The 16,064-nt window shown below is 60.2% G+C and carries 6 protein-coding genes; 5 read left to right on the forward strand and 1 reads right to left on the reverse strand.

Features of this window, described 5'->3' with window-relative positions; all coding sequences use genetic code 11:
- Positions 1 to 355 precede the first annotated feature (355 nt).
- From VFQ24_04495 to VFQ24_04505, 3 genes are all read left to right on the forward strand, one after another.
- Positions 356 to 3,031 (forward strand): ABC transporter permease, encoded by a 2,676-nt coding sequence (locus VFQ24_04495; GenBank protein ID HET9177599.1) that lies wholly within the window; start codon positions 356 to 358, stop codon positions 3,029 to 3,031.
- Positions 3,032 to 3,589: 558 nt separating this feature from the next.
- Complete coding sequence (locus VFQ24_04500; protein HET9177600.1) at positions 3,590 to 6,388, forward strand: ABC transporter permease; 2,799 nt, start codon at positions 3,590 to 3,592, stop codon at positions 6,386 to 6,388.
- Between the two features lie 221 nt (positions 6,389 to 6,609).
- Positions 6,610 to 9,369 (forward strand): ABC transporter permease, encoded by a 2,760-nt coding sequence (locus VFQ24_04505; GenBank protein HET9177601.1) that lies wholly within the window; start codon positions 6,610 to 6,612, stop codon positions 9,367 to 9,369.
- 856 nt (positions 9,370 to 10,225) lie between these two features.
- Here the strand turns inward: VFQ24_04505 and VFQ24_04510 are convergent.
- Positions 10,226 to 11,545 carry an L-fuconate dehydratase gene (locus tag VFQ24_04510; protein HET9177602.1) on the reverse strand — a complete coding sequence of 440 codons (1,320 nt, stop codon included), beginning with the start codon at positions 11,543 to 11,545 and terminating at the stop codon, positions 10,226 to 10,228.
- Between the two features lie 290 nt (positions 11,546 to 11,835).
- Here VFQ24_04510 and VFQ24_04515 point away from each other — a divergent pair, with 290 nt between their 5' ends.
- The gene (locus VFQ24_04515; protein ID HET9177603.1) at positions 11,836 to 14,697 is read left to right on the forward strand and encodes a 2-oxoglutarate dehydrogenase E1 component; all 2,862 of its coding nucleotides are present in this window, start codon (positions 11,836 to 11,838) and stop codon (positions 14,695 to 14,697) included.
- Positions 14,663 to 15,970, forward strand: a complete 1,308-nt coding sequence (gene odhB / locus VFQ24_04520) for a 2-oxoglutarate dehydrogenase complex dihydrolipoyllysine-residue succinyltransferase (GenBank protein ID HET9177604.1) — start codon at positions 14,663 to 14,665, stop codon at positions 15,968 to 15,970. Before VFQ24_04515 ends, odhB begins: the two co-directional genes overlap by 35 nt.
- The last annotated feature ends 94 nt before the right edge of the window (positions 15,971 to 16,064 follow it).

The raw sequence follows: 16,064 nt of genomic DNA on the forward strand, positions 1-16,064 counted from the left end.
GAATTCTGAATTATAAGGATGAAATGGGGGCGCAAAGCATAGCGTCTTTCCGAGGGCTGATGTTTTTGATCGGCCCGAGGAATCTGCTTTCTTTCGTGAGGCGGTAGCGCAGGCCCTTGCGGCCTGCGGTTCTTGCTTTTGGTTCTGGCGGCGCAGGCCCCTGGCCTGCGGCCTTTGCTGTAGCGGCGCGTTTACCGCGCCATTTGCGATTGGTGATTTGCGATTGATGACTGAGCGATTGAAATCAATTATGAATTCTGGGTTCTGAGCGAGTAGCGAGCGAGTAGTTTTACTGAAGGCTGAATGCTGATGGCTGACGAACGAACTCCGAAAGCCGCGGTAAACGAGGTGCAATATGAAATTCTGGCGACGGGGAGGACGGCGGCAACGCGAGTCAGACCTTGAGCGCGAGCTGCGCGGCCATCTGGAGCTCGAAGCCGAAGAGCAGCAGTCCGCGGGCGTGTCTCCCCAAGAAGCCGCCTACGCCGCTCGCCGCGCCCTGGGCAACACCACGCAGATCAAGGAGGACGTGCGCACGGCCTGGGGGTTCCAGTGGTTCGAAACCCTGCTCCAGGACTTGCGCTACGGCCTCCGCCAGCTTCGCCGCAATCCGGGCTTTACGGCCGTCGCTGTCATCACTCTTGCCTTCGGCATTGGAGCGAACGCCGCCATTTTCAGCGTCATCCAGGCGCTACTACTGCGCTCGCTTCCCGTGCCGAATCCACAGGAACTGTTGCAAGTTGACATTACGGTAAACGGCATAAAGAGCGATAGCTTCTCTTATCCCATCATTCGGGCGCTTTCGGAACGGAAGGACGTTTTTCGAAATCTGGGCGGATTCTGCGCCAACCCCTTTAACGTCGGGCTGCGCGGCATGACCGTCCAGACTCCCGGCGAATGGGTAAGCGGAGGCTTCTTTCCTGCGCTGGAGTTGAAGCCTGCCGCGGGGCGGTTGCTGGCCCCTGCAGACGACCAGCCCGGAGCTCCGCTCGTCGCCGTCATCAGCAGCGGCTATTGGGAACGAAATTTTCATCGCGACCCGCGAGCAGTTGGTTCGACATTGATCGTGGAACGCCATCCGGTGACCATCGTGGGTGTAGAGCCGCCAGGATTTACTGGTGCGGATGTTGGCGCGGTTGCCGATCTGACGATGGCCTTTGAGGCCAAAAGGCAACTGAATCCCTACGACGCAGGATTGCTTGAAGCGGGCAACTACTTCATCCGCGTTGTGGCACGGCCCGCGCATGATCTCACGCCTGATCAGATTCGCGCCCGCCTCCATGTTATCTGGCCGCCAATGGCCGCGGTCTCTGTCACTCCGAAGACGCCGCCTAAGCGCCTCCAGGCCATGCTCGCGTCATCCCTCGACGTTGAGCCAGGCGGCACAGGTTGGACGCCCCTCAGAAATCAGTATGCGAAGCCACTCTACGTCCTCATGGCGCTGTCCGGCCTGGTGTTGCTGGTGGCCTGCGCCAATGTCGCCAACCTGTTGCTGGCTCGCTCGACGGCGCGCCGCCATGAAATTGCAGTGCGACACGCCGTGGGAGCCGGCCGAGGACGCATCATTCGCCAGTTTCTCTCTGAGGGCCTTCTTTTAGCGGTGATGGGCGCGGCCGCTGGATTACTGGTCGCGCGAATCGGCGGCGCGCTCCTGTTGCGGCTCGCATCGAACGCGTCCTATCCTATCCTTCTTCCCGTGGGTCTGGACGGGCAGGTGTTGGTTTTCATGATGGGTGTCACGATTCTCACGGGGTTATTGTTTGCGGTGGCGCCGGCGCTTCGGGCGGGCTCGATTGCTCCGGCGCTGGCCTTGAAAGGCGGCGGGCAGTCGTCTCCCCAAAAAGGTGCCGGGCTTGTTCCCATGCTCGTCGCCGTCCAGGTGGCGTGGTCCCTTCTGCTCCTCATCGGCGCCGGACTCTTCATTCGCACCCTACAAAAACTTCAGGCGATCGATCCCGGTTTCCAGGACGAAGGAGTACTGTTGTTGGATGTAAACGCTCGTAATGCTCTTCGGGCCGTCGGCCCGCAAGGTGACAAAGCGGTCTACTCTGTCCTCCGCGATGGCCTGGAAGAGATTTCCCAATTAAATGGAGTGGAGGCAGTGAGTGTCTCGAACTACACGCCCATCTCCGGAGGATACTGGTCGCAAGACGTGCTCGTAGACGGGCGGCCAGAGAGTGGCGAGAACCCCGCATTCTTTGCCGTTTCTCCCGGATTTTTTGAAGCTTTACGAATTCCGTTCGTCGCCGGCCGCGACTTCAAGCTTCGCGACGACGTTGGCGCCCCGCCGGTGGCGATCGTCAATCAGGAATTTGTGCGACGGTTCATGCCGAACGGGCTACCTCTTGGCCGTCGCGTCTCCGTGGCCGAGTCGCCGTTTTGGCAGAATATGGAAATCGTCGGCGTGACGGCAAATTTCGTACCCTACCTGTTGAGCCAGCCGACGAGGCCGTGCGTCTTTGTTCCGTTCTTCCAGCAACCGCCGGGCCGCGTGGCGTTTGGAACTTTCGAGATTCACGCGCGCGGGTCTCTCAGCGCGGTTTCCGCCGCTGTCGAGGGTGTCGCCCGCAGATTGTTGCCGGGAGCTCCGGTAAAGGCCCGGCCGTTCACTGCTCAGGTGGAAGACTCCATCCGCACCGAAATCTTGATGGCGAAACTCGCGGGATTTTTCGGCGGGGTAGCCCTCCTCCTTGCAGCCCTTGGGGTTTATGGTTTGCTTGCGTATACCGTAGCGGGGCGAACCGGAGAGATCGGTGTTCGGATGGCACTGGGCGCCCAGAAAAAAGATGTGTTCGTAATGGTCGTTGCGCAGGGGCTTAGGCTGATACTGATCGGTTTGGTTTTCGGCGTTGCAGGCGCGCTCGCATTGACGCGTTTCCTGTCGGGCATGCTCTATGGCATCAAGCCCACCGACCCCCTCACGTTCATCGCCGTCTCGCTGATTCTGATTGCCATTGCGCTCGCGGCCTGTTACATCCCCGCCCGCCGCGCCGCCAAGGTCGATCCCATGGTGGCGCTGCGATATGAGTAGTAGCGCAGGCCCTTGTGGCCTGCGGTTCTTGCCTTTGGGTTTCGGTGGCGCAGGCCCCTGGCCTGCGGGCTTTGCTGTAGCGGCGCGTTTACCGCGCCATTTGTGATTTTCGATTGAGCGATTGGGTGATTGAGCGACCGAAAGGAAGTATGAAGTGTAAAGGATGAAAGCAGGCGGAAACCACAATTACAAATTACGAGTTACGAATGGCTTTTGTGTTTTTGGGTTCTGAGTTCTGGGTTATGGGATCTGCAATCTGAAATTTGAGATTTCGCGGCCCGGCTGGTCACGAAGCACTAGCCACTGACCACTGGTTCTCATGGTTCTCATGGTTCTCATGGTTCTGAGGTCAGGGTCCTGAGTTATGGGCTTCGGGTCTGAAATTTGGAATCTGAAATTTGAGATTTCAAATCGCGCCAGCGAGCCCGTAGCGCGACCGCCGGGGTTGCGGTCTGCGAGTTTTGCTGAAGGCTGAATGCTGATAGCTGACGAACGAACCGCGGACCTCAAAATCGCAGGTCCGCGCTACACCGGAAGCGGCAGCAAACGAGGTGCGACATGAAATTCTGGCGATGGGGCGAGCGGCGGCAGCGCGAGGCGGAGCTTGAGCGCGAGCTGCGCGGCCATCTGGATCTGGAAGCGGAAGAGCAGCAGGAAGCCGGCGTCTCTCCCGAAGAAGCCGCCTACGCCGCCCGCCGCGCCCTGGGCAATACCACGCAGATCAAGGAAGACGTGCGCTCGGCCTGGGGCTTCCAGTGGCTCGAAACCCTGCTCCAGGACCTTCGCTACGGCCTCCGCCAGCTCCGCCGCAACCCGGGCTTCACGATCGTCGCGGTTCTTACTCTGGCGCTCGGCATCGGCGCAAACACTGCCATATTTAGTGTTGTGAACGCCGTGGTGCTGCGGCCGCTGCCCTATCCGCACAGCGACCGGCTGGTGTGGATTGCCGAATCGATTCCGGCGTTTAAGGCCGAAATCGCGACTGGCGGAGACTTCGTCGATTGGAAAGATCAGAGCCACACTTTGGACCGGATCGCCGCCTACGACAGGGGAGCCAGGGCGGAGGGCTCCGGGGGCGGCGGGTCCGCCGACTTCAATCTCACCGGCCGTGGCACGCCAGCACGGGTCCAGGGCGCGGAGGTAAGCGCCAGCTTCTTCGCCACTCTGGGCGTGGAGCCACAACTCGGGCGGGCCTTCACCGGGAATGAGGACCAGCCGAACGGGCCTCACGTGGTGGTCCTGATGCACTCCTTCTGGCAGCAGTATTTTGGCTCCGACGCTCACGTGCTGGGCCAGACGGTCAACCTCGACACCGCACCCTACACCGTGGTGGGCGTGATGCCGGCGAGCTTCCGTTTCCCGGGGGATTCGGATGCCCAGATCCTGCTGCCGCTGGCTCTCAATCAGGCCGGTGAGCGGCTTCGCACTCAGTCCCAAAGACTGGTTCGGATTATCGGCCGGTTGAAGCCCGGCGTCTCGCTCGCTGCCGCCCGGGCCGACCTGGATGAAATCCGGCAACGAGCGCAGCCGTCCGGCGAACCCATGCTGGCCGGGGGCGAAGGCGGTCCCGCTCGGCGGGATCGCGCAATGCGGAATCCAGGGCCCGGCGGTCCCGGTGGCCGATTGCGCTACGACACTTCAGGTCGCCCGGAGGCGGCTGCGAGTGGCCGCACGGCCCCGCCGGCCAGCGAGCTCAAAGTGGTGCCACTCGCCGAACACCTGGCGGGGAACCTGCGCCCGGCCATGCTGACCTTGCTCGGGGCAGTCGGCCTGGTCTTGCTGATCGCTTGCGCCAACGTCGCCAACTTGATGCTGACGCGCGCCTCAGCCCGGACGCGGGAAGTGGCGATGCGGGCCGCCCTCGGCGCGGGGCGCTGGCGCCTGGTCCGGCAGCTCCTGGTGGAGAGTGTGACACTGGCGGTGGCCGGTGGCGTGGCGGGATTGCTGCTTGCGGCCTGGAGCGTCGATGCCATGGCGCGCCTCATCCCGGCGGGCCCCGGAGGCGGCATCCTGGCGGTGGCGGCGCCCAAAGTGGATGGCAACGTTCTGCTTTTTGCGCTGGCCGCCTCGATTTTCACTGGAATCCTTTTCGGTCTTGCGCCTGCCGTTACCCTCACGCGTTCTGACCTTGCCGAAGGGCTCAAGGAAAGCGCTCAGGTGGCAAGCTCCGGCGGCCGCCGCGGGTGGCTTCGAGGAGCACTGGCCGTGGCTGAACTTTCCCTCGCGCTGGTACTACTGATCGGCGCCGGCCTGCTCATCAAGAGCTTCTATCGCGTCCTCCAGGTCAGCCCAGGCTTCGTGCCGGAACACGTTCTGACCATGGACCTCAGCCTTACGGACGCGCAATACCCGGCGCCCCGGCAGAAATCGGAGTTCTTCTCGCAAGTCCTGCGCCGCGTCGAGTCTTTGCCGGGCGTTCGCTCTGCGGCCCTCGCTGATTCTCTGCCGCTCAGTCCATATCAAACCTTCCTGATGATGCCCCTCAACCGTCTTCTGCCGAGGGTGGCGCTCTCGAGTTCCACAAGGGTGATGATATCGCGGCTCAAGGTGAGCCCGGGGTACTTCTACACGCTTGGCATTCCGGTGCTTAAAGGCCGCACCTTCACCGGCCACGACAACGAGCAGGCGCTGAAAGTTGCGGTGGTGAACGAGACCTTGGCGCGCCACCTTTGGCCGTCAGAGGACCCCATCGGCAAACAGTTCCCGCTCTTCGGCGATAATCTGATCGTGGTCGGCGTAGTAGGCAACACCCGCCACGAAGGCTTGAGCCAGGACACCGAGGCCGAGTTTTACGTGCCCTATCTCCAATCGCCGGACGACTCCATGCAACTCGCCGTCCGCACCACCGCTGAGCCGGACAGCATCGTCTCCGCGGTGCGCGCCCAGGTCAGGGACATCGATCCCGACCAGCCGCTCTATCACGTGGCCGCGCTCCAACAGGTCCTGTCGGAGTCGCTGGCCCCGCGGCGCTTTAACCTGCTTCTGCTGGGGATTTTCGCCCTCATTGCCCTTGCGCTGGCAACGGTTGGGATCTACGGTGTGATGGCGTTCTCGGTGACCCAGCGTACCCACGAGATCGGCATTCGCATGGCCCTCGGAGCGCAGAAGGGTCAAGTGTTGAGGATGGTGATCGGACATGGACTCAAGCTGGCGGTGATCGGCATTGCCGTCGGCATCGCCGGAGCGCTGGCGCTGACGCGATTCCTGACGAGCTTGCTCTACGGCGTCAAGCCCACCGACCCGCTGACGTTCGTCGCCGTCTCGATGATTCTGATCGCCGTGGCGCTCGCGGCCTGCTACATTCCCGCCCGCCGCGCCGCCAAAGTCGATCCCATGGTGGCGCTGAGGTACGAGTGAGGCAGCGGTTAGGGATTAGTGGTTAGTGAGTAGCCGGGTAGCGCAGGCCCTTGCGGCCTGCGGTTCTTGCCTTTGGTTCTGGTGGCGCAGGCCCCTGGCCTGCGGCCTTTGCTGTAGCGGCGCGTTTACCGCGCCATTCGCGATTTGCTTGTGCTGAATGCTGAGAGCTGACTGCCGAACGCTGATAGCTGAGAGATGAAAGCTGCCAAACGAGGTGCAAGATGAAATTCTGGCGATGGGGTAAGCGGCGGCAACGCGAGGCAGAGCTCGAGCGCGAGTTGCGCAGCCATCTGGAATTGGAATCGGAAGAGCAACAGGCCGCGGGCGTCTCTCCGGAAGAAGCCGCCTACGCCGCCCGGCGCGCCCTGGGCAACACCACTCAGATCAAGGAAGACGTGCGCACGGCCTGGGGATTCCAGTGGCTCGAAACCCTGCTCCAGGACGTCCGCTACGGCCTTCGCCAGCTTCGCCGCAACCCGGGATTCACCATCGTCGCGGCTCTTACTCTGGCGCTCGGCATTGGAGCCAACACGGCGATTTTCAGTTTGATCGACGCCGTGGCCTTGAAAGGCTTGCCAGTGAAAAACCCGGAGCAGCTTCAAGTGCTCACCTGGACATGTGGCTCGAACACCCTTCCCCTCGCCAGCAATGTTGGCTACAAGTTTCGGGACTCGGCCGGCGGTCAGGTGTGCTCATCATTTTCGTACCCATTGTTTGAGCAATTCCAAACTCAAACCGACACTTTCTCGAGCGTCTTCGGATATGCGCCCCTGGGTTCTGGGAAGCCGAATTTAAATGTCAGCGTTGAAGGTCACGTCGGCACGATTGCGGGGGAGATGGTGACGGGCGGCTATTTTTCAGGCCTCGGTGTCACGCCCATTCTCGGCCGGCCAATTACCGCGGAAGATGAGAAACCCAATGCCCCAGCAACGGCAATTATCAGCTACCGATATTGGGCCGGCGAGTTGAACCGCAACCCTGGCGTCATTGGCAAAACCATTGCCCTAAATGGAATGCCTTTTACCATCATCGGCGTAATGCCGTCTGATTTCTTTGGCCTTGACTCTGAGAGTCTGACGGACGTTTGGGTCCCCGCCGCACCCCGGCTTGGTTTGGCGCCCTGGGGAAAACCACCCACTGCTGGCCGCTCGCTGTTTACTTCCGAAGATCAGTACTGGCTGATCGTCATGGGCCGGCTGCGGCCTGCAGTTACAAGTCCTCAGGCAACTGCGCGGTTGAACCTGCTCTTCGGACAGAGGCTTGCAGTTCTCCCAAAGTCAAGCCCTAAGGTGGAAAGCCTCCCTCAAGTAATACTCTTACCTGCCAGGAATGGGTTGGCAGGTCTGAGGCAGCAGCTTTCGGTGCCACTTCTGATGTTAGGAATCATGACGGGCCTCGTACTGCTGATTGCCTGCGCTAATGTGGCCAGTCTGTTACTGGTCCGGGCTGTGACACGACGGAGGGAAATCGGTATCCGCTTGGCGGTCGGAGCATCGCGGTCACGCTTGGTCCGTCAGCTACTCACGGAAAGTGTTCTGCTGGCGGGCATTGGCGGAACCATGGGCTTGCTGTTCGGGATCTGGATCCTCCGCGTTCTTCTGCTGATGCTTTCCGGCAATGGAGAACAGGTTCCTCATAATGTTGGGCTCGATCCAACCGTATTGGGGTTTACGGTTGCGGTGGCTCTTTTGACCGGCATCCTATTTGGCCTCGCACCTTCGCTGCGTGCGACGGAGTTGAGCGTGACGCCGCGTTTGAAGGAAACTGAGGACCGCATCATCGGCGGCGGCCAACGAACCCTCAGGCTTGGGAATGTCATGGTGATCGGTCAAGTTGCTGTTTCTCTCGTCCTGTTGGTAGCTGCAGGTCTTCTGGTGAGCACGCTGCGTAATCTCAAAAGCCAAAATCTTGGCTTTGACACGCACAACCTGCTCCTCTTCAGCGTCGATCCAACTGCGCTCAATTACGATCGACCACATTTGCTCCATTTATACGATCAATTGCAGCAAGGGCTTGAGACGCTTCCGGGCGTAAGGGCAGCCACATTATCGCTATTGGGCTTGGCCTCCGGCGCAGTCAACACAGACCAGATCTCGATCGACGGATACAAGATGGACCGAGGCCAGACTCCCGAAATCTTTTGGAACGCTGTCGGTCCTGGCTTCTTTGAGACGATGGAGATTCCGCTTTTGATCGGGCGGGGCATTAACTCACATGATACGGAGGGATCATCGAAAGTGGCAGTAGTGAATGAAAGCTTGGCGCGGTACTTTTTTGGCGATGCGAATCCGATTGGTCGACGAATCAGAATTGGAGCCAACCAGCAGCAGAACGATACGCTCGAGATCGTGGGCATCGCCAAGGACGTCAAAGACTCAGATCTGCATGAGAGCCCTCCCCGGACCATTTACATTCCCTATGCGCAAATGCCCGGACCGCTCGGCAGCATTCAATTCGAGATACGCACAAATATAAGCGCAGCCGCCCTGGTTCCCTCGGTTCGGGGCCTCGTGCGTGAGCTTGATTCTCATCTGCCAATCTTGGACGTGAAGACTGAAAGGGAACAGATCGATGAGTCAGTTTTGCAGGAACGGCTATTTGCCGGTCTTTCCTCCTTTGCTGGTGCATTCGCCCTCTTGCTGGCATGCATCGGGCTGTACGGCACGGTCGCCCACTCCGTCAACAGAAGAACCCATGAAATCGGCATTCGCATGGCGCTCGGAGCCGCGCGGCGCGATGCAACGAGGCTCATCATCTCCCAGGGCGTCGCATTGACGCTGGTCGGTGTTGCCGTCGGCATTGCCGGCGCGCTGGCGCTGACGCGCTTTTTGTCGAGCCTGCTTTACGGCGTCAAGCCCACCGACCCGCTCACGTTTGCCGCCGTCTCGCTCATCCTGATCGCCGTGGCGCTCGCGGGCTGCTACATCCCCGCCCGCCGCGCCGCCAAAGTCGATCCCATGGTGGCGCTGAGATATGAGTGAGGCAGTGATCAGTGGTTAGTGGCAACCAAGAGCGGGAACGAGGGCACGCTGTAGCGGCGAGTTTACCTCGCCACCTCTCGAATTGGCGGCGTAAAGCCGCCGCTACAGAGTCGGGCCGCATCTGCAAGGGGGATGCGGCAATTCCGGTGTCGAGGCTTGGAGAAAGTTCAGGCCGAAGGGTCGCTGGCCACCACAGCTTATAACCTCACGCGGATGTGGCGAGCGGCCCCGAAGGCAGCGGGCTAGCCCCGGCGGAGAACCGGCCCAGAGTCGCAAGTGACCATCTCGGGCTGAATCCAGAATCATAAATCCATCTCGCACATTACGCGAATGGCAAAGCACCAACGCAAAACCGAGTTCGCACACAGACTCTTTAGCCCCTGAATCTGTAACGGCGCGTTTACCGCGCCATTTGTGATTTTCGATTGAGCGACCGAAAGGAAGTATGAAGTGGGAAGGATGAAGGATGAAAGCAGGCGGAAATCGCAGTTACAGATTGCGAGGCCACTGACCACTGGTTCTGATGATTCTGAGTTCAGGGTTATGAGTCATGGGTTTGAGATCTGAACTTTGGAATCTGAAATTTGAGATTTCAAATCGCGCCAGCGGGCCGGTCGCGCCGGCCCTGCCGGCAACCGACAGTGCATGATCTAGGCTCAATTAGTAGCCTACTAACCGGCCCCAACCACAAAAATGAGACGTTTGGGACTTTTGTTAAAAAATTAATGAATTTTGTAAATATATTAATATCAATAACTTATATATTATTCCAGCTTCCAAAAACTGCGGCTTTGCGAAATTGTGTTCAATTCCCGCACAGCGGGTAATAACTACACCCTCGGATCTGAACTCATAATTAGCGGCTCCCGTTCTCCCGTCGTTGCGACCGCCAGGCAGGCCCGCTCGGGAACTCGTATTCGTCAAGAGACTCCGCCTTCATGGTGATGCTGTAGCCCGGAATGGCCGGCGGCATGTAGCGCCCGTTCTTGATCACCACGGGATCGAGGAAGTGGTCATGCAGGTGATCGACGTATTCCAGGATTCGGTTCTCGATCGACGCTCCGACGGCGATGTAGTCGAAGATCGCCAGGTGTTGCACGTACTCGCACAAGCCCACGCCGCCCGCGTGCGGGCACACCGGCACTCCGAATTTTGCCGCCATCAGAAGTATGGCCAGGATCTCATTGATGCTGCCAACGCGGCAACTGTCAATCTGGCAGAAGCTGATCGCCTTGCTCTGGAAAAGCTGCTTGAAGATCACGCGGTTCTGGCACTGCTCGCCGGTTGCCACGCCGATGGGAGCAACGGCGCGGGCGATGCTGGCGTGGCCCAGCACGTCGTCAGGACTGGTGGGCTCTTCAATCCACCAGGGATTGAACTGCGCCAGCACCTTCATGTTGGCGATGGCTTCATCCACGCCCCAAACCTGGTTGGCGTCCATCATCAGCTTGCGGTCCCAGCCGATTTCCTCGCGGATGAGCGTGGCGCGGCGGACGTCATCATCGAGGTTGGCGCCTACTTTCATCTTGAAGTGCGTCCATCCCTGCGCGACGGCCTCGCGGCAAAGCCGGCGCAGCTTATCTTCCGTATAGCCAAGCCAGGCCACTGACGTGGTGTAAGCCGGGAAACCTCGCGCCAGCATTTCGGCTTCGCGCTCGGCGCGCGTGGGCAGGTTCCTACGGAGTATGTCGAGCGATTCTTCCGGGGTGAGCGCGTCGGTGATGTAGCGGAAATCGATGGTGGAGATAAGCTGCTCCGGCGTCATGTCGAGCAGCAGTTTCCAGATGGGTTTCCGTTCCGCTTTGGCGTAGAGGTCCCACACCGCGTTGACCAAGGCACCCGTGGCCAGGTGGATGGCGCCCTTCTCAGGCCCAATCCATCGCAACTGGCCATCGCTGGTAATCTGTCGCCACAGCGTTTTCATATCAAGAGTAATCGACTCCAGTTCCCTGCCCTCGACAAATGGCTTGAGCGCATTGATCGCTGCCACCACGATCTCCGTTCCTCTTCCGCAGGTGAAGGTCAGGCCATGCCCCTCCAGTCCTTCGGGACCGTCGGTTTTCAGCACTACATAGGCGGCGGAATAGTCCGGAGCCTTGTGCATAGCGTCTGATCCGTCAAGGTTCCGCGAGGTCGGAAAGCGGATGTCGCGGGCAACAACTTCAGTAATGGTCATTCGAAAATCACCTCATTCTGAAGGGTTCGAAACCAGGAGTCCAGTTTAAGGAATGTAAACCTTCGCGTCAGGCAGCGCAATGCAAGACTGCGCCGGTCCCGAAATTCTGCACCGTGCAGTGTCGGCTCCTGTTGCTGTGCAGTCCGTGACTTGCAGTGTTAATCTATTGGTTGCCGGCCAGCGCCGCTTGGCTACTCCAACACGGCGTCTCTGCAGCGTGTGGTCAAGTTTGCCGAGAACGTCTGAACGCGGGGCAACCTGGCGGGGCGGTTCTGGTCCAGGGTGGCGCGATGAACAGTCGAACTGATTTTCAGGGAGTTAATCTCGGATACGTTCTGGAGTTATACGAAAGATACCTTTCCAATCCCAATTCAGTTGATGCAGCCACGCGAGCATTTTTTGAGAACTGGCATCCGCCTGAAGAATTCCAGGTGGCTCCAGAAGCGCTCCCAGCCAGCCAGATTGAAAAAATCGTCGGCACGGTCAACCTGGCGGAATCCATCAGGAAGTTCGGGCACATGGACGCGGCCCTCGATCCGCTGGGCAGTGGACCTCGTGGCGATTATTCCCTGCTCCCGCAGTCGCACGGAGTCAGCGAGGACGATTTGCGCAGACTTCCCGCCGGCCTGATTGTGGGTCCCATCGCCGCGGGGAAAGACAATGCATTGGAAGTGATCCAGGCGTTGCGCGAAGTGTACAGTTCCTCCACCGGATACGACTATGGACACCTGCGCGACCCGGAGGAGAGGCATTGGCTCCATGAGGCCGCCGAGTCGCGCCGTTTCCGTGATCCCAACGATCCTGTGGACGCCGAATCGCTGCTGGAGCGATTGACGCAGGTGGAAGTCTTTGAGCATTTTCTGCACCGCACCTTTCCGGGCAAGACCCGCTTTTCGATGGAAGGCCTGGATATGCTGATTCCGATCCTGGATGAGCTGGTAGGGGGCGCGGCTGAGGCCAACGTTCGCAATGTCCTGATCGGCATGGCTCACCGCGCTCGGCTGAACGTGCTGGCTCACATCCTTAAAAAACCTTATCCGGAAATCCTGGCCATCTTCAAGGACCCGGTGCAGGCGCGAAACTTCCGTGAAGACCTCGGCTGGACCGGCGACGTGAAATACCATTTGGGCGCACAGCGCGCAATCAAGGGCGGGCAGGAAGTGGGCCTCGTCATCACCATGCCGCCCAATCCCAGCCACCTGGAGGCGGTGAATCCAGTCGTCGAGGGGATGGCGCGGGCTGCCGGAACCGTGGTCGATAGAAAAGGTCCGCCTCAATTTGATCCCACGCGGACCCTGCCGATCCTGATCCACGGCGACGCGGCGTTTTCCGGACAGGGTGTAGTGGCCGAAACTCTCAACTTCTATCGGTTGCCGGGATACAGCACCGGCGGCACCATCCATGTTATTGCGGACAACCAGTTGGGATACACCACGGCGGTGGTAGATTATCGCAGCTCGTATTATGCCAGCGGCCTGGCTCGCGGCTTCAAGATCCCGCTGGTGCACGTGAACGCTGACGATCCCTTGGCGTGCATTGAGGTAGCGCGACTGGCTTTCGCCTATCGCGCAAAATTCGGCAAGGATATTGTGATCGATCTGGTCGGCTACCGGCGCTTCGGGCATAACGAAGGTGATGAGCCGGGCTTCACTCAGCCGCTCCTGTATGAAAAAATTGCCGCGCAGCCTACGGTCCGCGAAAAGTGGGCGGCGACCCTTGTCCAACGCGGAATCGTAGGCAAAGGACGGCCGGAGGAACTCGTCCAATGTTGCATGGAAAACCTCCAGAAGGCCCTGGAGTCGCTGAAGCCCGCGGATGAGCTGGCCGAAGAGCCGCCGGAGCCGCCTCCCGCCGGCGCGGCCCTTCGCGCAAAAACGGCGGTATCAATTGAGAAATTGCGGGAACTCAATGACAGTCTTCTGCAACTGCCGGAAGGCTTCAACCTTCACCGCAAGCTGGAACGCGCCCACAGCCGCCGCGCGAAGGTCCTCGACGATCCTGACGCAAAATCGATTGACTGGACGACGGCAGAGGAACTGGCGCTGGCCTCCATTCTCGCAGACGGAACGGCCATCCGCATGACCGGCGAAGACGTTGAGCGTGGGACATTCAGCCAGCGGCACGCCGTCCTTCACGACGTCAAGACCGGGCGGCAGCATACTCCTTTGCAGGCCCTGCCGCAGGCGCGGGCTGCCTTTGAAATCCACAACAGCCCGCTCACCGAAAACGCCGTGGTGGGGTTCGAGTACGGATACAGCCTGCAGGAACCCAGCCGCATGGTCATCTGGGAAGCGCAATACGGCGACTTCATCAATGGCGCACAGGTGATGATCGACGAATTCCTGCTGACAGCGAGAGCGAAGTGGGGGCTGACGCCCTCTCTCGTCATGCTGCTCCCCCATGGATTTGAAGGCCAGGGGCCCGACCATTCGAGCGGCCGCCCCGAACGCTTTCTGCAACTCGCGGCAGAAACAAACCTTCGAGTCGCCAACTGCACCACGGCGGCCCAGTATTTTCACCTGCTGCGGCGGCAGGCTTCGCTGCTGAAAGTCGATCCCCTGCCCCTCATCATCCTGACCCCCAAAAGCCTGCTGCGCCATCCGATGGTAGCTTCCTCGCCGCGCGACCTGGCCGAAGGAAGCTGGCAGGCGGTGATTGATGACGCCGAGGTTGGCGGGCGGCAGGACGAGGTCCAGCGGCTCCTGCTGTGCAGCGGCAAGATTTATGTCGATCTGGTGACCAGCGAGTACCGGCAAAGGCGGACCAACGTCGTGATCTGCCGGATTGAACAGCTCTACCCATTCCGCGCGAACGAAGTCCGGCAGGTGCTCGACCGCTACCCGAAACTTCAGGAGGTTGTGTGGGTCCAGGAAGAGCCTGAGAACATGGGAGCGTGGGAGTTCGTGCGGCCGATGCTCAGTGAACTGGTCCGCAACCGGTGGCGGCTGCGCTATATTGGCCGCTCGCGAAGTTCCAGCCCGGCGGAAGGCTCCACGGCCCGGCATGCGCTGAATCAGGAGGCCATCGTGCAGAAGGCCTTCAGTATTCAACTGGCCGAACAGGAAGAAGACATGGTCCTTGTGGAAGACATCGCAGAAGATTCAGGAAGGAGAGATCGTGCCGACCAAAATAGTCGTGCCCGAACTGGGTGAATCCGTTGTGGAAGCCACGGTTGGACAGTGGAGAAAGAAGCAGGGAGACCACGTGGCCGTCGGCGATGTCCTGGTCGAGCTCGAGACCGAGAAAGTTGACCTGGAAGTCGGGGCCGAGCGGGCCGGCGTCCTGGCGCGTATCGAAAGAAAAGAAGGCGAGGACGTTAAGATCGGCGACCTGCTGGGAGTGATCGAGGAAGCCCCCGCTGAAGAAGCCGCTCCCGCAAAGGTTGATGAAGCCCAGCCTTCCGAAAAGGTAACTTCCAAAGCAGTGGAAGACAGGCCAGAAGCCGGCACAGCCGTCGCCTCCAGGCGGGAAGCCCAAGAAGAAGCGGCGCAAGCCGCACCCAAAAGAGTCGTGACACCTCTGGCCCGGCGCATTGCCGAAGAGCACGGAGTGGACCTCTCGCGGGTGCGCCCCATCGATGCGGCAGGCCGCATCCAAAAGCGCGATGTCGAAAGTTTCCTTCAGGCCCGCGACACCGGGACCGCGACGGCGCCGAAGGCGGAAACGCCTGCCTCGGCCAGCGGGCCCGCACCCCAGCTTGTTCCTGAAGCGCCGGCAGGACGGCCACGGTTGGAAGAACGCGTCCGAATGTCACGCCGCAGGCAGACGATTGCGCGCCGCCTGGTGGAAGCGCAGCACTCCGCCGCCATGCTGACGACATTCAATGAAGTGGACATGACGGAAGTCATGCAACTGCGGGGGCGCTGGAAGGAAAACTTCAAACGCCAGCACGGAGTCAGCCTGGGGATTGCGTCGTTCTTCGTCAAAGCCTCCATCGGCGCCCTTCGTCAGTTTCCCCACCTAAACGCCGAGGTCCAGGGGACCGAAATGGTCCTCAAGCGTTACTACGACATCGGCGTGGCTGTCGGCGCATCTGAGGGGTTGGTGGTTCCCGTGCTTCGCGATGCGGACCAACTGAGTTTCGCCGAAATCGAAACGGCCATTAAGGAATTCGCCCGCAAAGCCTCTTCCGGCGAGATGACGCTCGAAGAACTGCGCGGCGGAACATTCACTATCTCAAACGGCGGTGTGTATGGCTCGCTGCTGAGTACCCCCATCCTGAACCCGCCGCAGGTGGGAATCCTGGGGCTTCACAAGATCGAAAACCGGGCCGTGCCTGTCGAAGGCAAGGTTGAAATCCGGCCCATGATGTACATTGCTCTCAGTTACGATCACCGCATCGTCGATGGCATGGAAGCGGTGCAGTTCCTCGTCCGCGTGAAGGGGCTGGTTGAAGATCCCGCCAGCCTGCTGTTTGCCCTGTAAGGAACGCTGGGTTTCTCGTCCGAGGCCGAATCGCCGGGTGGCCGTGCTGCCGCCCCGGCTCGAATCCTTTAGGGCTGCCAGGCATCAGTACGAA

It is taken from the genome of Terriglobia bacterium (genome assembly GCA_035712365.1).
Classification (GTDB): domain Bacteria; phylum Acidobacteriota; class Terriglobia; order UBA7540; family UBA7540; genus SCRD01.

Bases quoted from the DNA above. Each gene is read 5' to 3' on its own strand.
- VFQ24_04515 (HET9177603.1), top strand. From the start codon at position 11,836: ATGAACAGTCGAACTGATTTTCAGGGAGTTAATCTCGGATACGTTCTG.
- VFQ24_04505 (HET9177601.1), top strand. From the start codon at position 6,610: ATGAAATTCTGGCGATGGGGTAAGCGGCGGCAACGCGAGGCAGAGCTC.
- VFQ24_04495 (HET9177599.1), top strand. From the start codon at position 356: ATGAAATTCTGGCGACGGGGAGGACGGCGGCAACGCGAGTCAGACCTT.
- VFQ24_04500 (HET9177600.1), top strand. From the start codon at position 3,590: ATGAAATTCTGGCGATGGGGCGAGCGGCGGCAGCGCGAGGCGGAGCTT.
- VFQ24_04510 (HET9177602.1), bottom strand. From the start codon at position 11,545: ATGACCATTACTGAAGTTGTTGCCCGCGACATCCGCTTTCCGACCTCG.